Below are 17,534 nucleotides of genomic sequence, written 5' to 3' on the forward strand. Positions count from 1 at the left end.
GCAAAACCGGATGCCCGGGCCGCGTCCGTCGGGCACAATCGGCGCCGATGCCTCACCTGACTGCCGACCGGCTGCTCGCCGCCGTCGAACCACTGCCCCACTCGCTCCGGCTGCGCGAGGCGGCCCGTACCGCCGCCGCCCTCGCCCCCTCCGACCTGACGGCCCTGCTCGCCGAGCTGGACGGCCGCGGCCCGTACGAACGCCGACTCGCCGCGCTGGCCGCCCTCGCCGGACGGCAGGCGCGCCATCTGATCGACCGGATCGACGACCCCGACCCCGTCGTGCGGCGCTACGCGCACCGGGCGATCGGGGAGTTGCCGTTCCCGGACGGCGACCTCGAGGCCGCGATGCTCACCGCCCCGAAGGCGGTCCGTGACGAGCTGGCCCGCGCCGTCCTGCGGGCCGGGCGCACAGCGGTGGCCGAGCGGCTGGTGCCGGTCGTCCGCGAGCGCTGGGGCGCCGCCGAGGCGGCTCGGCTGCTGCCGGTCTGCTCGGCCGAGGTCGTCGCCGCCGAACTGCCCGCGCTGGCCCACGCGATCGCCTTCTCCACCTCGCTCGGACACCGTCACCCGGGCGCGGTGCTGGACGAGGCCGAGCGTCAACTCGCCGACCTGCCCTACGGCTTGAGGAGCGCCTTCTGGCAGCGGCACGCCCTCGGCCTGGCCGCCGCCGCCGGCCGCGAACCGGCCCGGATGCTGGAGCTGCTGGAGCGCCACCCCGTGGCCGGCCTGCCCGGCCCGCTGCGCGACCGGCTCGCCGGCCTCGCCGCCGTCTCCGCCGAGCGGACGGTCCGCCTGCTGCTCGCGATCGACCGGCACCGCCACGAGCCGCCGCTGCGCGCCGGCGTGGCCCGTCGGCTGGCCGCGGCCCGGCCGGACGGACTCGCCGCGCTCGCGCACCGCCACCACGGGAGCCACCTCGCGCTGCTGCGGCAGCTGCCCCTGGCCCGGCGGGCCGCCTTCTACGACGAGGTGGCGGCGCAGCCCGGGCCGTACCGCTCCTGGTACTCCGTCGAGGTCCTCGCCGTGCTGCCCGCGAAGGAGCGGCACGTGCGGGCGCGGGCCCGGTTGGCGGCGGACAGCGAGGACGTCGTCCCGCTCGTCCTGCTGCCGGTCGCCGAGGCCCGGCCGGGGCTGCTGGCCGAGACCCGCGTGGCCGACGCCTGGGACCGGGGCTGGGCCTGGGCACAGCTGGTCCGGCAGGCCGCACTCTCCGGCGAACCGGGCGCCCTGCCCGAGGCGCTCGAACTGCTCACCCGACTGCGCAACGAGCAGGACCCGGTCCGCGGCACGGCGCTGGAGGAGGTCGCGGACGTGCCGCCGCGGCTCTTCGACGACGCCACCGCCGGCCCGCTGGAGCGGCTCACCGAGGACGCCCTGGCCGCCCGGGACTGTTCGGCGCGCACGCGCACCGCACTCGGCCGCCTGGCCGGCGCCGTCCTCGGCGAGCACGTGGGCGGGCCGGCCCGCGAACTGCTCGCCTGGGCCGTTCGCACCCTCGAACGGACCGACGGCGCCGGCCTCACCGTCCCGCCCCGGCGCGAGGCGGCGGTGGTCGACGCGCTGTGGGCCGCCCTGGACCGCTCGGCCCGATCCCGTGACGCCGCACTGCTGTTCGCGCTGGCCGGGACGCTCGGCGACCGGGCACGACGTGCTCCCGCCCTCGCCGAACTCCTGGAGCGCGTCCTGCACTCGGGCGGCGACCGTGCCGTCGAACGGGCCGCCGCACCGCTGCTGCGCGACCCCGCCACCGGCGGCGAACGCGTGGCCCGGCTGCTCGCGCTCAGGCCGTCGGCCGTCACCCTGGCCCCGGTGCGGGCCGTCCTGACCCGGATCCGCACCGATCTGCTCGGGCCCCTGCTCGACACCCCCCTGACCGCGACCGACCTGGCCGACGCGGACCGCTGGCTCCCCGCACAGCAGCACGCGGCCGCCGAACAGCTCGCCCGCACGGTCGGCGACCCGAACCGGGCCCTGGCCGAGCGTGCCGCCGCCCTGCGCGCCGCGGCACAGATCCCCGTCCACGGCGAGGCCCTGCTGCGCCGGTACGCGGGCTCCGCCGACACCGTCCTCGCCGAGGCCGCGCTCGCCGCGCTGCCCTGGACCGAGCGCCCCGCCGGGGCGCTGACCGAACTGCTGTCCCACGCCGCCGACGACCGCGCCCGGGTCGCCCTCCACGCGGCCGGCCGTGCCGCCCGGTTCGCGCGGAGCTCCGAACTGGGCCCCGCGCTGCGGCGGATCGCGCTCGATCCGGCGGCCAAGGTGACCAGCCGCAAGCAGGCCGTCCGGCTCGCCGCCGCGCACTTGGTCCTGGACGAGGCGGCCGCCCTGCTGCGCGAGGTGTACACCGCGCCGGGGCAGCACCACGACGTCCGCGCCGCGGTGCCGGCGACGGTCGGTGACCGGATCGCCGACCTGCCGCTGTGGGACGTGCTCACCGACGCGGCCGACGGGCCGGAGGGACTGCGGAAGGCACTGGTCCTGCACCTGAGCGGGGAACGGACAGCCGCGGAGCACCGCCCGGCGTTCGCCGGCCTGATGGCCCGGCTGGCGGTCGACGCCGACCTCCTCACCGCCTCACCCGCCCAGGGGCAGCTCGTCTCCTGGGGCCGGTACGCGCCGGAGGCGGTGCGGGCACTCGTCCCGCTGGTGACCGACCTCGCCGAGCAGGACCGCTGCCGGGGAGCGGCCCGCGCGCTGACCGGGACGGCCCTGTCGGACGCCCCGCACCCGCTCGGCGGCTGCGCGCCGGGCAGCGTCCTGGCGGACGCCCTGACCGCCTTGATCGAGACCCTGCGCGCCGGGGAACCGGCGTTTCCCGGCCGCGACCAGCCGGCCCGGCGGCGGATCGACGCGCTCACCGGCTGGATGTGGAGCCCGAACGCCACCGAGCGGGCCGTCCGCGCCACCCGGCGGGAGGTCGCCGCGATTCTGCTCACCGAACCCGCGCTGCTGCCCGAGGCCAGCCGCCAACTGGTCGAGGCGCTCGACCTCGACGCACCGGACCTGGGCGAGCGCGCCGCCGAGCTGGCCGTCCTGGTCGCCGACCGTCCGGTGCTGGCGGTGGCCGCCGCCGACGCACTGAACCGCCAGGGCAACGGACGACGGGAGGCACCGGAGCACGCGCTGGCGGCCGCCCGCCGACTGGCCGCCGACGACGGACTCGCGCCCGGCCTGTTCGCCGTCGCACTGACGAACACGGGGGCGCAGCTCGGCTGGCCCGCCGAGTGGCGGGAGGTGCTGCACGTGCTGCGCCGCCACCCGCGGCCGGACGTCCGGGACGCCGCGCTCGCGGTGTTCACCGACCCTGCGTGAGCGGACCGTTGCGTGAGTGGACCCCTGCGTGAGTGGACCCCTGGGGACCGGCCCGTGGCCGCTCCCGCCCCCCGATACGCAGGGTGAGCCGGAACAAGGTCCGCGACGACGGTGTTCCACCGTCAACGGGCACGGCTCTGCCCGGCGTCCACGCCGCGGCGGTAGGGAGGCCGGTATGGCACTGCAGGGCACCGGATTCGGGCCGGCGGACGGCTCGCGTTATCTGCCGATCGCCGAGCACGGCCTGATCGGCGATCTCCGGTCCGCCGCGCTGGTGGGGACCGACGGCACGATCGACTGGTACTGCTGCCCGCGTTTCGACGCCCCCAGCGTCTTCGCGTCCATCCTCGACGCCGACCGGGGCGGGTCGTTCGAGCTGGCCGCCGATGTGCCGACGCGCACCCGGCAGTTCTACTTCCCCGACACCAACGTCCTGATCACCCGGTTCTTCGCCACCGACGGGGTGGCGGAGATCCAGGACTTCATGCCGGTCGTGGACGAGTCGCGCGAGGCCGGTCGGCACCGGCTGATCCGGCGGGTGGTCTGCGCCCGGGGAACGCTTCCGTTCCGGGCGCGGGTGGCTCCCCGTTTCGACTACGGATCCCAACCGCACACCGTGAGTGTCCGGGCCCACGAGGCCGTCTTCGAGTCCCCCTCGATGGCGCTCGCGCTGACGGCCACCGTGCCGCTCGAACGCGAGGGCGTGGACGTGGGGTCGCACTTCAAGCTCCTCGAAGGCGAGTCGGCGGTGTTCGCCCTCGACCGGGTCGGCGGCGACCTGGCCCCGCGGGCGTGTCCCCGGGCCGAGGCGGAGGAGCAGTTCGAGGCGACGGTGCGGTTCTGGCGCCGCTGGCTGGCCGGGTCCCGCTACCACGGGCGGTGGCGCGAGATGGTGCACCGCTCCGCGCTGGTGCTGAAACTGCTCACCTACGCGCCGACCGGTGCGATCGTGGCCGCGCCGACGACGAGCCTGCCCGAGCGGATCGGCGGCGAGCGCAACTGGGACTACCGGTACGTGTGGGTCCGGGACGCGGCCTTCTGCGTCTACGCCATGCTCCGGCTGGGCTTCACCGCGGAGGCCGAGGCCTTCATGGGCTTCCTCTCCGACCGGGGCATCCTGCGGGGCGGCGCCGGCGCCACGGGACCGCTGCAGATCATGTACGGGATCGACGGGCGCGGCGACCTGCCCGAGCGCGAACTGTCCCACCTGGAGGGATACCTGGGCTCCGCCCCGGTGCGGGTGGGGAACGCGGCCACCGGCCAGCTCCAGCTGGACATCTACGGAGCGCTGATCGACTCCGTCTACCTGTACGACAAGTGGGGACGGCCGATCAGCAGCGATCACTGGGACGAGGTCGGTGCCGTGGTGGACTGGCTCTGCGACCACTGGGACCAGCCCGACGAAGGCGTCTGGGAGACCCGGGGCGGCCGGAAGGACTTCCTGTACTCACGGCTGATGTGCTGGGTGGCGATCGAGCGGGCCATCAGGCTGGCGAACCGGCGCGGGCTGCCGGCGGACCTCCCGCGCTGGCAGCGGAGCCGGGACGCGATCTACCGGCAGATCATGCGACGCGGCTGGTCGGCCGACCGCAGGGCGTTCGCCCAGACCCTGGGCGGCGACGTCCTCGACGCCTCCGTGCTGATGATGCCGCTGGCCAAGTTCATCTCGCCGAGCGACCCCAAGTGGCTGGCGACCCTGGACGCGCTGAGCGCGGAACTCGTCTCCGACTCGCTGGTCTACCGCTACGACCCGGAGGCCAGCCCGGACGGTCTGCGCGGGGCCGAGGGTACTTTCTCGATCTGCTCGTTCTGGTACGTCGAGGCCCTCGCCCGCGCCGGACGCGTGGAGGAGGCCCGGCTGGCCTTCGAGAAGATGCTCACCTATGCCAACCACCTCGGCCTGTACGCCGAGGAGATCGGGCCGACCGGTGAGCAGCTCGGCAACTTCCCGCAGGCCTTCACCCATCTCGCGCTGATCAGCGCCGCGTTCAACCTGGACCGCACGCTCGGTTGACGAATGCGGCGTCCCGTCCGGAACGGCGGACATTCGGCGCGGCGGGAAGCCCGGAATTCGGGGGAATGATTCGATCCACTTGTCGGCATTGCCGACGGGTGAGGTGGGCGAGTATGCGGCCCTTCGAGGTCCTGCAGTCGTTCAGGAATCAACACTTCCGGAAATCCCCGATTGCCCGTCATGCGCCCGCCTTCTCGGCCTGTGACCTTTGCCACAGCTTTATGCGGAGTCGTGGCTTCCTTGACGGGATTCTTATGGCCGGATCGATGCATGATGGCCAGATGTCGCATGATCATTCGTCAAACGTTCATACCCAATGGCAGTGTGGGCGTGGTCGTACCCGACCCTTCTGCAACAGGTGTGCACGGATCGTGTACACGATGACGAATGGCTGAACTCTGTGCGCATGACCCGTTCGGATCGCAACGACGCGACCACGCGGCCCCGCTTCTTGGACGAAAAGCTCACCCTTGAGGAGTTCTCCGAGCTCGCCGGCCAGGTCGGCGGCTATCCCTATGTGAAGATCGTGCTCGACTGCGACGAGTCGGTGCTTCACTTCATCGACAGTGCCGACGGCACTCTCCATGTCCGCTACATCGCGTGCGAGATCCTCGGCATGTCGATCGACGAACTCGCCGGCAGGCTCGATTCGTTCAACGACGACGTCTACCGGAATCCCGACCGCCGCTTCTATCTCGGCACGCTCGCCCGCCATACCGGCCGCGCCGGCCGGTCCACGGAAAGCGGCCACGAGGCCGAGGATTTCCTGTCCCTGGAAACGGTCGACGTCGACACCATGTCCCAGGACATGCTGCGCTTCTTCTATCACCGGGTGCGCGAGCACGTCGATCCTTCGCTGCGGCTGGTCCTGAAGCCGGCCGGCCACCAGCAGGAGGGCTACCTCGCCGGAATTCCGGAGAGCGAGATTCCGCGCATCCTGTCCCACGAGCTCTATTCCGTGGCCTCGTTCGTGCCGCTGAACCCCGGGGAGACCCAGGGACGGCTGCGGGTGTTCCGCTCGGAGGAGGAGTACCGGGCCGAGGCCGAACCGCTGGAGTGGCACGACATCGTGGTGATGCCCCGGGTGCCGGAGGACATCCCCCGGGTGTCCGGCATCATCCACACCGAGCACACCACGCCGCTCTCCCACATCAACGTGATGGCCGCCGGGTGGCGGATCCCCAACGCCGTCGGCATCGGCGCCGTCGAACGGATCGACCGCGCCGGGCTGGACGGCCAGTGGGTGCGCTACCGGGTCGAGGCCGAGGGCGGGGACCTCCTCCTCGAGGCCGCCCGGCCGGAGGACCGCGGTGGCGACGGGGGCTGCGAGAGCCCTGCGGACTGCGAGGGTCACGGCAGCGGCGAGGGCCGCGAGGGCCACGGGGGAGTCCGGCCAACTCCGCCGGCCGATCACATCGTCGTCGACCGGCCCGACCTCACGCCCACGCCGATCACCCCGCTGTCCGAACTGCGCGCGGGGGACCACGTCCGGTTCGGCACCAAGGCCGCCAACCTCGGTGAACTCACCCACCTGCTGCAGCACGGCTCTCCCCGCTGGCTCGGCTTCTACCAGGTGCCCCGGCCGCCCCGGGCCGACCTGCTGCGCTACCTGGCCAGGCAGCTCGGCCTCCCGGAGGACGCGGACGGGGCCGAGCTGAACGCCGCCGCGCAGCTCCTGGTGAAGGAGTTCGCCGAGGTGCCGCGCGGGATCGTGCTGCCGTTCTCCCTCCAGCAGCGCTTCCTCGACTCCTCGGCGGAGCTCCGGGACGCCGTCGACCGGCTGGACTCCCTTCTCCGGGAGGGGACTTCGCCCCAGGAGGGGACGCCACCCCGGGAGGGGGCTTCGCGCCGGGCGTCGCTCCACACGGAGACGCCGCGGATCGAGGAACTCTGCCTCGATGTGCAGCGGCTGATCCGCAGCACCCCGCTGCCCGACCCGATCCGCGCCGAGGTCGACCGGGCGATCGACCGCCACCTGTACGGCGCCACCGTCCAGGTCGTCCGCAGCTCCTCCAACGCCGAGGACCTGTCCGGCTTCTCCGCCGCCGGACTCTACGAATCGGTGGCGCACGTCAGCGGCACGGGCGCGGTCCTCGACGCCGTCCGGGAGGTCTGGGCCTCGCTGTTCTCGCCGCGTGCGGTGCTGCTGCGGCGCCAGGCGGGCATCGCCCTGGACCACTGCCGGATGGGCGTGGTCGTCCAGGAACAGGTCGGATCCACCGTCGGCGGCGTCCTGGTCACCTGCAACCCGCTGAGCCCGCAGGACTTCCGCGACGTCTACCTCAACATCTCGCCGTGCTCGGTGGCCGACGTGGTGACCGGCCGGGGCGCACCGCTCCAGTACCTGTGCAACACCATGGAGGGCGGAAGCCGGACGGTCTCGCTGGGCACCGCCGCCACCGACCTGGACGCCGCGACCAAGGACCTCGTGCGCCGACTGGCCCTGATCAGCAGGCTGTTGCAGTCGCACTTCTCGCCCGACGAGACGTACGGGGCCCCGGTCGACATCGAGTGGGCGATCGAGGGCGACCGGGTCAGCCTGCTGCAGCTGCGCCCCTTCCGCACCGCCGGCTGACGCTGCCGGAGCACCGCACCGGCCCGGCCCGGCGTGCCGCGGCCCGGCCTGTCATGGGCCGACGCGCCGCGGGCAGACCTGCCGCGGACCGGTACGGCGTGGCTCCGGCACGCCCGCGAACGATTGAACTTCCTTCAGGAGTAAGTACGTTGAACAAGATTCTGTACGTCTACGTCAAGGGCGGCGCCCCGCTGGAGTACGCCTTCCCGAGGATCGCCGCCTGCGGCGAGCTGCACGTCCTCGCGCTGGCGCCGCTGCCCACGTCCGGGGAGGACGTGTGGCGGCCCAGCTGTACCAGCATCGAGCTGGTGCCCGAGGCGCCGCGCGGCGACGAACTGGTCGAGCTGATCGTGGAGTACGCGAAGGCCATCGGGGCCGACGCGCTGCTGACCCTCTCGGAGTTCGCGGTCCTGGCCGTCGCGCACGCCGCGAGCCGTCTCCACCTGGCCGGTCCGGGGGAGGGGATCGTCCGCGCCAGGGACAAGCGGCTGATGCGGGAGGCCTGGGCCGCCGCCGGGGTGCCGATACCCGCGTTCCGCCGGGTCGACAGCCTCGGGGACCTGACCTCCGCACTGGCCGAACTCGAAACCCCGCTGCTGCTCAAGCCGGCCTGGGGCGCCGGGTCGGTCGCCCAGATCGTGCTGGACTCGGTCGAGGAGGCCGCCCCGGCATGGGCCGGGATCGAGAGCGGACTGCGGGCGGGCAGCCAGGTCGGCATGAACGAGCTGTACGCCGAGGACACCGACCGGGACCGCCTGGTCGAGACGATCGCCCAGGGCTCCACCGAGGGCTGGTACCAGGAGCCCGGCTACGGCGACTACGTCAGCGTGGAGGGGATCGTCGCGGACGGCGTCTACCGTCCGCTGGCCATGACCGCCAAGCTGCCGACCGTGCCGTCCTTCGTCGAGGTGGCCAGCACCTCGCCCTCCGTCCTGCCGGTGCCGCTGCAGCGCCGGATCGAGGAGGTGTCGCGGCAGGCCGTCGACGCGCTCGGGCTGGAGAACTGCGGCACTCACACCGAGCTGAAGCTGATGAAGGACGGCGAGCTGGTGGTCATCGAGACCGCGGCCAGGTTCGGCGGCCTGCTGACGACCAGGCAGGTCCACGAGGTCTTCGGGCTCGACCCGATCGGCATGCTGGTCCGGCAACTGCTCGGCGAGCGGGTGGACTACCCGGCGGCCATGCTCACCGACGGGGTCAGGGCCGCCGCGTCGCTGGCCGTCGTCCCGGCCGACGCGTCGGGAGCGCCCTGGCGGAGCAGCCCGGTCTGGAACCCGCAGGCCGTGGACTGGCAGAGCCTGCTCTCCCCGGGCAGCACCATCGAGGCCGTACCCGCCTTCGCGATGCCCGCGGGCCGGACGGTCCCCGCCTTCGACCCGTCCGCGGGGTCGCGCAACTGGCTCGGGGTCTACCTGCTGAGCGCCGTCGACGCCGCCACCCTGCAGCGCGACTGCAACGCCGTGCTGAACGGCATGGAAGCCGCCCTGCACCGGGCCGCCTCCTGAACCCCGCCAACCCCCTCGTCCCCAACTCCCATCCCTCCGAGCGAGGTTCCTCCATGCGCGTACTGTTCGCCGGCGTACCCGGCATCGGCCATCTCTTCCCGCTGGTCCCGCTGGCCAGGGCGATGCACGAGCTCGGCCACGAGGTCGCGATGGCCTCGATGGACGGTGGCGAAGACGTCGCCGGGGCCGGTCTGCCGTACCTGCCCATCGCGCCGGGGCTCGACTGGCGCAAGGTGATCAGGGAGGCCGGCCGCACCCAGCGGCCCGACCTGATGCAGCGGGTGGTCGAGAGCAATTCGGCCGATCGCGAGGCGTTCGTCCCGCTGGCCGCCCTCGTCAACAACCGGGTGGCCGACGACGTGGTCGAGCTCGCCGCGCGGTGGCGGCCGGACCTGGTGGTGTACGACTACCAGTTCCCGGTGGCCCTGCTCGCGGCGACCCGCCTTGGCGTGCCCGCGGTCCAGCACGACCTCGGGTTCGTCCGCACCCCGAAGCTGCGCGCGCTGATGCTCGCGGAGATGGCGGACACCTTCGCCCGGCACGGAATCGACCGGCTGCCCGAGCCGGCCGACGTCATCGACCTCGCGCCACCGAGCATGGCCGGGGACGAGCGGTACGGCTGCTCGATGCGGCCCGTCGCCTACAACGGCGAAGGCGACCTCCCCGCCGACCTGGCCGTGCCCGCCCACCGCCCGCGCGTGGCGGTGACGCTGGGCACCGTTCCGCCCAAGACGGACGGCCTGACCAGGATCGAGCGGGTGATCGAGGCAGCGGCCGACATCGACGCGGAGTTCGTGCTGGCGACCGGAGACCTCGACCTCAGCACGCTCGACACCCTGCCGGACAACGTCCGCGCCTACGGCTGGGTCCCGTGGCGGGCGCTGCTGGAGACCTGCGCGGCCGCCATCCACCACGGCGGCAGCAGCACCGCCCTCGGCGCACTGGACGCGGGCATCCCGCAACTCGTCCTCCCCGACGGCTCCGACCGCTTCATCAACGCGGACGCGGTACGGGACCGGGGCGCCGGCCTCCGCGCCGCCGCCGAGGACATCGGCCCGGCCCTGCTCACCCGGCTGCTCACCGACACCGGGCTCACCCGGGCCGCGCGAGAGGTCAGCGCCGAGATCGCGGCCATGCCGAGCCCGCTGGCAGTCGCGAAACGCCTCACCGGCCTCACTGGAATCGGGGGCCCCACCGGAACCGCGGGCTGAGGCAACCGCCGGCCGTCGTGCACCGTCCCAGGGGCCGGAAAGGACCACCGGGCCGCACGGGACCCACCGTGGAAAGGAAGGAGCCCCGCCGGATTCCCCGGCGGGGCTCCTTCGCCTGCCGGGCCGCCCCGGGGATCCCCTCCTCGCCGCGATCGACCCGGTCATCGCCGGCCGGGCGGTGAAGTGGCTGCGCAACCGGGCCCCGGCCGTGGCGGTGGACCAGCCCTGGTTCATGGCGGTCAACTTCGTCAATCCGCACGACATCATGAGCTTCGACTCCGGCGGCTCGTCCCGGGTCCGGCTCCCGTTCGGCCTCGCCCACGCCGTCGTGACCAAGCCGGCCCCCGACATCCCGGTGTACCGGCGCCGCTGGGACTTCGACCTGCCCGCCAGCCTGCGCGACGACCTGTCCGGCGCGGCTCCGGCGGTGGCCGAGTTCGCGCGGATGCTCGACACCGTCTTCGGCCCGGTCGCCGACGACCGGCACTGGTACGACGGCCTGAACTTCTACCTCAACGCGATCCGCGACGTGGACCGCAGCATCGAACTGGTCCTCGACGCGCTGGAGGCCTCCGGGCAGGCCGACCGCACCGTCGTCCTCTTCACGTCCGACCACGGGGAGATGGCAGGCTCCCACGGGCTGCGCCAGAAGGGCGGTCTGGTCTACGACGAGAACCTCCACGTCCCCTTCGTCCTCAGCCACCCCGACTTCCCGCGCGGGGCGCGCACCGAGGCCCTCGGCTCCGCCGTCGACATCGCCCCGACCCTGCTGGAGTTCGCCGGCGTCGACCCGTCCGAGCTGGCCACCCGCCACCCGGCCCTCAAGGGCCGCTCCCTGCGCCCGGTGCTCGAAGGCGGCACCGTCCGCGACGGCGTGCTCACCGCCATCGAGTCGGTCACCGCCCTGGACGCCTCCTTCTGGTTCGAGTTCGCCGACCCCGAGGCGCCCCAGCGGATCCAGTCCGGTGACCTGCGGCCGGACTGGAGCAAGCGCGGGTTCCTGCGCGGCTACACCGACATCCGGTACACCTTCGGCCGCTACTTCTCCCCGCTCGACCCGAACCGACCGACCAGCCCCGAGGCCCTGTACGCGCAGAACGACGTCGTCCTGTACGACCGCGCCGAGGACCCCACCGAGACGTGCAACCTCGCCGCAGACCCGGCCCACCGCGAACTGGTCGCCCGCTACAGCACCCTGCTGGAGGACCTGATCACCGCCGAGATCGGCACCGACACCCGCGCCTGGGTCACCGAGCGCCCCCGCCTGCTCGGCTGGCCCACCTGGCAGGGCGACGACGACCGGCCCGCGGCGGTCGCAGCCCCGGCCCGACGCTGACCCGCCGGCCCGACACCGACCCGCGTCGCCCGCGCGGGACTGCGGCCGCCGACCCGGCCTCCACCCGGCCCGGAGGAAAACCGGGAGCCGTTAGGCGTCCACCGCGACACAATCACGGGATGATCGGCAAGCAGATCACCCATCGCACCGCGGACGGCGTCCGCATACCCGGAACCTGGCGGCACGCCTTCATCCACAACGGCGGCCGCTACTTCCTCACCGACCTCTTCATCTACGCCGACGGGCTCATCGACTGCTGGGAACTCGTCACGGTCGAGGAGTTCGAGGAGAAGCTGCGCACCGGCTGGGTGGCCACCACCCTCCCGGAGGGCGGGGAGGCCTCCGCGCACGACCTGGCGGACTGGAAGTTCGGCGAGCCGGAGAGTTGGCTGACACCCGAGCTGCTGCTCGCCGAAATCCGCGACACCATCGACCAGTTGAACGGGCGCCCCGACTCGACCGACCGCTGCCTCGCCGCCGTCGACACCTTCCTCGCCGACCGGACCGAGGAGAACCGGGCCGCGGCCCGCGCCGCCTTCCTGGCCGTCCCGGAGTCGCAGCGCCGCTACGCCCTGGGCGACATGGACAGCAAGGACCGGCCACTGCGGATCCTGGTGGCCGGGCCCGGCGGCCGGACCTACCTGTCGTTCGACGGAACGGTCACGCAGGAGGACTACGACGGCGCCCTCGCGTACTTCGAGGAGCGGGCCCGCCGGCAGGCCGAGCGGCCCACCCGTGTCCCGGCGGACGGACCGGCGGCCCCGCACGCCCCGGCGGTCCAGCTCTACCAGTGGTACCCGGGGGAGCCGGTGGAGGACCCCGGCAAGCGCGGCCTGCGCAACGACTACCCCGCCCCGATCACCGTGGCGGACGTGACCTACCCCTCCGTCGCCCATGCCTACTGGGCCCTGTCGGCGGCCCGGCCCGAGGTCCGGGCGGCGATCGCGACGGCGGACGACTCCGCGGCGGCACGCAGGCTCGCGGCCGGGGCGCCGCGCCGCGAGGGCTGGGAGCACGCCCGGACCGCCGTCATGACGCGTCTGCTGCGCGCGAAGTACGACCAGCATCCCGAGCTGGCCGAGATCCTCCTGGCGACGGACGACGCCACCGTGATCTACGACGACATGGCCTCGGACTTCTGGGGCGACAACGCCGGCCGGGGCCGCAACTGGACGGGCCGCCTCCTCGAACTCGTCCGTTCCGAACTGCATGTGCGGCGGGCCGGAGTCCCGGGGCTGTGAGCGGGTCGGGCGAGCGGCTCCCGGGAGGCGGGGAGGCCAGGGAGGCCCGGGAGGCCGCCTCCACCGTTGGTGGAAGCGGCCTCCCCGGTCCGTCATCCCGTGATTACGAAGAGGTGAACCGGGGCCCCTTCAAGCAGTTCTGACGAATCGTCAGGCGACCGGAAGGCGCGGGGTGCGCGGCGGTTCCGTGCGGCGGTGCCCGGTCGTCTCGAAGGCGGCGGCGAGTTGGAGCAGCAGGTTGTCGTCGTAGGCGCGGCCCGCGAAGGTCAGCCCCACCGGCATGCCGATGTCGGTCATGGTGCCCATCGGCACGGTCACGGTCGGGATGCCGAGGTGGCGCGGGACGAGATTGCCGTTCGCGACCCACACGCCGTTGCGCCAGCCGAGGTCGGCGGAGGCCTCGTTCACGTCCATGTCGGCCGGGCCGACGTCGGCGACGGCGGGGAAGACCACGGCGTCCAGGCCGAGTCCGTCCATCCACTGCTCCAGGTCGATCCTGCGGGTCTCCTCCAGGCCGCGCAGGCCCTCCTCGAGGTGCGGCATGTCGGTGAAGGACGCGTACGGGCGCTCGCGGACGAAGCGCGGGTAGTCGCCGATCGTGTCGTCGAAGCCGGCGTAGCGGTCGGGGAGTTCGCCCTGGTGCTTGGGGAAGATGCGGTCGCCGTCGACCTCGGTCAGGGTGGCGAGCCGCGGGTCGCCGTTGGCGCGCAGGAAGTCGTCCCATGCCCAGGCGGACAGGTCCTCGATCTCGACGGCGAGGAAGTCGCGGCCGACCAGGCCGCGGGTGGGCAGCGAGGGTGCGCCGGGGCGGTCGGACTCGTAGTTGGTCACCACGGGGAAGTCGACCTCGACGACCTCGGCGCCCGCGGCCTCAAGGTCGCGGCGGGCGGCCTGCCACAGGGCGATGACCGAGGCGCGGGTGTCGATCCGCTGCCCGGTCTGGCCGCCGATGCCGCCGTCGGGGTTGGTCCCGGCGTCGGGGTCGGCGTTGATGTACATCGCGGGCACGCCGACGCGCTTGCCGGCGAGCGTCGCGCGCGCCGCCGCCGCGTCCGCCGGGGCCAGTGCCGGGTAGGAGGCCGGACGGACCCGGGACGGCGCGGGGAGTCGCACCCAGGGCTGGGACCGCCACAGGTCGCCGCGGGTGTCCGGGTCGTCGGCGACGACGACGTCGAGCAGTTCGAGGAGGTCGGCCATGGTGCGGGTGTGCGGGACCACGACGTCCATGGTCGGTACGAGCGGCCAGTTGCCGCGCACCGAGATCACGCCGCGGCTGGGGGTGTAGGCGCACAGGGCGTTGTACGAGGCGGGCGCCCGGCCCGAGGACCAGGTCTCCTCGCCGAGGCCGAACGCGCCGAACGAGGCCGCCGTGGCGGTGCCCGAGCCGTTCGACGAGCCGGAGCCGTACGCGCTGGTCAGCCAGTCGGCGCTGTAGGGGCTCTCGGCGCGGCCGTAGACGCCGCGCTGCATGCCGCCGTTCGCCATCGGGGGCATGTTGGTCAGGCCGATGAGCACGGCACCGGCGGCGCGCAGCCGCTCGATGGCGAAGGCGTCGCGCTGGGCGACGAGGTGTTCGAACGCCGGCGAGCCGGCGGCGGCGGTCAGGCCCTTGGCGAGGTAGCTGTCCTTCGCGGTGTAGGGGATGCCGTCGAGGGGGCCGAGCGTCTCGCCGCGGGCGCGGCGGGCGTCGGAGGCCTCGGCGTCGGTGCGGGCGTCCGGATTCATCACGACGAGTGAGTTGAGTGCCGTGGTGGTGCCGGGCCGGTCGTAGGCCTCGATCCGGGCGAGGTAGGCGTCGAGCAGGCCGACCGCGGTGGTCTCGCCCTTCTCCAGCGCCGTGCGCAGGTCGGCGATACCTGTCTCGACGACGTCGAACGCGCGGGTCATGCGGGTGCCTCCATGGTCCTGGTCGGCGCCGGCCGGGGTGCTCTCGGCCACGGGCTGCGCCCTCCTGATAAAACTAACTTTGTTAGCAACTGCTCTCGGTCTGGCACGATAGCTCCCGGACGCGGAGAGCGGAAGAGGGGATTTCGGTGGGCCGACCGAGCAGGGCAGTGCTGACCCGCGAGCGGATCGCGCGCGCCGCGCTTCAGGTCGTGGACGAGGACGGCGCCGACGGCCTGACCATGCGGGCACTGGCGGAGCGGCTCGGGGTCAAGGCGGCGTCGCTCTACAACCACATCCGGGGCAAGGACGAACTGGTCGACACCGTCTCGGAGTTGGTCAACGACGAGATCGACCACGCGCCGCTGGGCGATCCCGACTGGCGGGCCGGCCTCGCGGCGTACGCGCGCGGCTACCGCGCGGTCTTCCGGCGGCACCCGAACGCCGTCGCCCTGCTCGCCCGCCGCCGCGTCGAAGCGGCCAGCGCGCTGCGCGGCTACGAGGCGCTGCTCGCCCTCCTCGGCCGGGCCGGCCTCGGCCCCGCGGACGCGGCCGAGGTCGCCGCGGCACTGGACTACCTGGTACTCGGCTCCGCGATGGAGACCTTCGCCGCCAGCTTCACCCGCGCACCGGCCGCGTACCGGCCGCAGTACCCGGCGCTCGCGGACGCCCTGGACGGCTCCTTCGCCCGCGGCGGCGGCGCGACCGGCCTCGACGACCGCGGGTTCGAGCTGGGGCTCGGCCTGCTGCTCGACGGCGTCGAGCGCCGGACGGCGTAGGACCGGGAGGGGGCCGGGTCGGGCGTCGCGTGGCGCCGGGGGAGCGGCGGATCCTGAGCGTCCCCGGGCCCGAGCGCCGGGGTGCGAGTACCGACGGGCCGCGGCCGAGCGCGGGCGGGCCCGAGTGCCGACGGCCCGCGGAGCCCCGGCGCGCAACCCGCTGCCGCGTACGGTTCGTCCACGCCGCGTTGTCCCGAGCGGTGCACGACGGGCCGGGCCCGGCGCGCCTACGTTCTCCGCAACCGGCACGACCGGAGACCCGAGGGAGCGACGCACGTGAACTGGCTGATCCACGACTACCGGGAGGACGACCTGGCTGCCGTCGTCCACCTGATCGACAGCACCGCCGGGCTCGGGCAGGAGTCCGTGTTCTCGCTCGCCGAGTGCATCGCCGCGCTGACCGCGCGCCAGCCCGCCGTCGTCGCGGTGCACGACGGTACGCCGATCGGTGCCGCGCTCGCGCAGGTGGCGGGGGAGCGGGCGTGGGTGATGCGGGTGGCGATCGCCCCGGCGTGGCGCGGACGGGGCCTGGCCAGCGCGCTTCTGCGGGAACTGGAGCGACGGCTGGTCGAGGCACGCGTGCGGCGGATCGCCTATGTGCTGCCGGAGGAGGAACTGCTCGGTGAGGGACTGCACAACGCCGGTTACGAACGGCGGCCCGCCGCCGCGTACTTCGAGAAGACCGAGCCCGCCGCGGGCTCCGCGGCCGGCACGCTGGACGAGCTCGGCGGGCGGGTGCTGAGCGGCGACCTGTGGGACCGGGTGGCCGGAATGGCCGCTGAGAAGGAGCTGATCGAGCGCAGGGTCGTGCTGCCGCTCGCGGAGCCCGAGCGGGCGGCCCGGCACGGGGTCCGGCCGCCACGCGCGATCACCCTGTTCGGGCCGCCCGGCACCGGCAAGACGACCTTCGCCCGGGCCATCGCCTCCCGCCTGGGCTGGCCGTTCGTCGAACTGCTGCCCTCCCGGCTCGCCGACGAGGGCAACCTCGCCGCCGCGCTGCGCAGCGCCTTCGCCCGGATCGGCGAGCTGGAGCGGGTGCTGGTCTTCATCGACGAGGTGGAGGAGATCGCCCCCGTACGCGGCGAGGCCGGCCGGACCGGGACGATGCACGGCGTGACCAACGAACTGCTCAAGCTGATCCCCGGCTTCCGCGAGCGTGACGGCCGACTGCTGGTCTGCGCGACCAACTCCGTCCGCTCGCTCGACCCGGCGTTCCTGCGCACCGGCCGGTTCGACTACGTCATCCCGATCGGCACCCCCGACCCGGACGCCCGCGCCGCGATCTGGTCGCGCTACGCGCTCGGCACCGACCGCCTCGACGTGGACGTTCCCGCGCTGGTGGCCGCGAGCGAGCACTTCTCCCCCGCCGACATCGAGCACGCCGCACGCCTGGCGGCGCAGACCGCGTTCGAGCGCGACGACGCCGTACCGGGGGCGACCACCGCGGACCACCTCGCCGCGATCGGCGCGAGCCGCCCGACGGTGACGGCCGCCATGGTCGAGGCTTTCCACGCCGACATCGGCACCCACGCCAGGCTCTGACCCCGGGCCCGCACAGCGCACAGGCCTTCGAGGGCCGGCCTTCTCCGCTCATGGGAGCGGCTGGACGATTCGACTCGCAGGCTGTGGAGGGCCCAGGGGTAGTGCGAAGTCCGGTGCGGACCTCGGGGGCGTC

10 protein-coding genes are annotated in these 17,534 nt (G+C 73.6%); 9 read left to right on the plus strand and 1 reads right to left on the minus strand.

What is annotated here, in order from left to right:
* Window positions 1-47: 47 nt before the first annotated feature.
* The 7 genes from ACFVVA_RS31385 to ACFVVA_RS31415 all read left to right on the plus strand — a co-directional run bounded on the left by ACFVVA_RS31385 (window position 48) and on the right by ACFVVA_RS31415 (window position 13,196).
* Entirely contained in the window at window positions 48-3,314 is a 3,267-nt protein-coding gene (locus ACFVVA_RS31385; RefSeq protein ID WP_387694142.1) for a hypothetical protein, read from the plus strand.
* Window positions 3,315-3,489: 175 nt separating this feature from the next.
* A complete protein-coding gene (locus ACFVVA_RS31390) occupies window positions 3,490-5,328 on the plus strand; it encodes a glycoside hydrolase family 15 protein (RefSeq protein ID WP_387694143.1) in 1,839 nt (612 codons plus the stop codon).
* Between the two features lie 406 nt (window positions 5,329-5,734).
* Window positions 5,735-7,903, plus strand: coding sequence for a PEP/pyruvate-binding domain-containing protein (locus ACFVVA_RS31395; RefSeq protein WP_387694144.1), 2,169 nt, complete (start codon window positions 5,735-5,737; stop codon window positions 7,901-7,903).
* Window positions 7,904-8,052: 149 nt separating this feature from the next.
* On the plus strand, window positions 8,053-9,408 hold the full coding sequence (locus ACFVVA_RS31400) for an acetyl-CoA carboxylase biotin carboxylase subunit family protein (protein ID WP_387694145.1): 1,356 nt from the start codon (window positions 8,053-8,055) through the stop codon (window positions 9,406-9,408).
* A gap of 53 nt (window positions 9,409-9,461) precedes the next feature.
* On the plus strand, window positions 9,462-10,619 hold the full coding sequence (locus ACFVVA_RS31405; protein ID WP_387694146.1) for a nucleotide disphospho-sugar-binding domain-containing protein: 1,158 nt from the start codon (window positions 9,462-9,464) through the stop codon (window positions 10,617-10,619).
* Window positions 10,620-10,797: 178 nt separating this feature from the next.
* A complete protein-coding gene (locus ACFVVA_RS31410; protein ID WP_387694147.1) occupies window positions 10,798-11,955 on the plus strand; it encodes a sulfatase-like hydrolase/transferase in 1,158 nt (385 codons plus the stop codon).
* Window positions 11,956-12,074: 119 nt separating this feature from the next.
* Entirely contained in the window at window positions 12,075-13,196 is a 1,122-nt protein-coding gene (locus ACFVVA_RS31415) for an NADAR family protein (protein WP_387694148.1), read from the plus strand.
* Window positions 13,197-13,346: 150 nt separating this feature from the next.
* Here ACFVVA_RS31415 and ACFVVA_RS31420 read toward each other — a convergent pair whose 3' ends face one another.
* Window positions 13,347-15,083, minus strand: coding sequence for an amidase (locus ACFVVA_RS31420; protein ID WP_387694188.1), 1,737 nt, complete (start codon window positions 15,081-15,083; stop codon window positions 13,347-13,349).
* A 146-nt stretch (window positions 15,084-15,229) separates the two neighbouring features.
* Here ACFVVA_RS31420 and ACFVVA_RS31425 point away from each other — a divergent pair, with 146 nt between their 5' ends.
* Together ACFVVA_RS31425 and ACFVVA_RS31430 are read left to right on the plus strand one after the other, a co-directional pair.
* Entirely contained in the window at window positions 15,230-15,859 is a 630-nt protein-coding gene (locus ACFVVA_RS31425; protein ID WP_387694149.1) for a TetR/AcrR family transcriptional regulator, read from the plus strand.
* A 276-nt stretch (window positions 15,860-16,135) separates the two neighbouring features.
* On the plus strand, window positions 16,136-17,401 hold the full coding sequence (locus tag ACFVVA_RS31430; protein ID WP_387694150.1) for an ATP-binding protein: 1,266 nt from the start codon (window positions 16,136-16,138) through the stop codon (window positions 17,399-17,401).
* Window positions 17,402-17,534 lie beyond the last annotated feature (133 nt).

This window comes from Kitasatospora sp. NPDC058048, from assembly GCF_042885555.1.
Taxonomy (GTDB): domain Bacteria; phylum Actinomycetota; class Actinomycetes; order Streptomycetales; family Streptomycetaceae; genus Kitasatospora; species Kitasatospora lactacystinica.

Excerpts from the sequence above, each read along its gene's own strand:
- ACFVVA_RS31385 (WP_387694142.1), top strand. The coding sequence starts at position 48 with ATGCCTCACCTGACTGCCGACCGGCTGCTCGCCGCCGTCGAACCACTG.
- ACFVVA_RS31390 (WP_387694143.1), top strand. The coding sequence starts at position 3,490 with ATGGCACTGCAGGGCACCGGATTCGGGCCGGCGGACGGCTCGCGTTAT.
- ACFVVA_RS31395 (WP_387694144.1), top strand. The coding sequence starts at position 5,735 with ATGACCCGTTCGGATCGCAACGACGCGACCACGCGGCCCCGCTTCTTG.
- ACFVVA_RS31405 (WP_387694146.1), top strand. The coding sequence starts at position 9,462 with ATGCGCGTACTGTTCGCCGGCGTACCCGGCATCGGCCATCTCTTCCCG.
- ACFVVA_RS31415 (WP_387694148.1), top strand. The coding sequence starts at position 12,075 with ATGATCGGCAAGCAGATCACCCATCGCACCGCGGACGGCGTCCGCATA.
- ACFVVA_RS31420 (WP_387694188.1), bottom strand. The coding sequence starts at position 15,083 with ATGACCCGCGCGTTCGACGTCGTCGAGACAGGTATCGCCGACCTGCGC.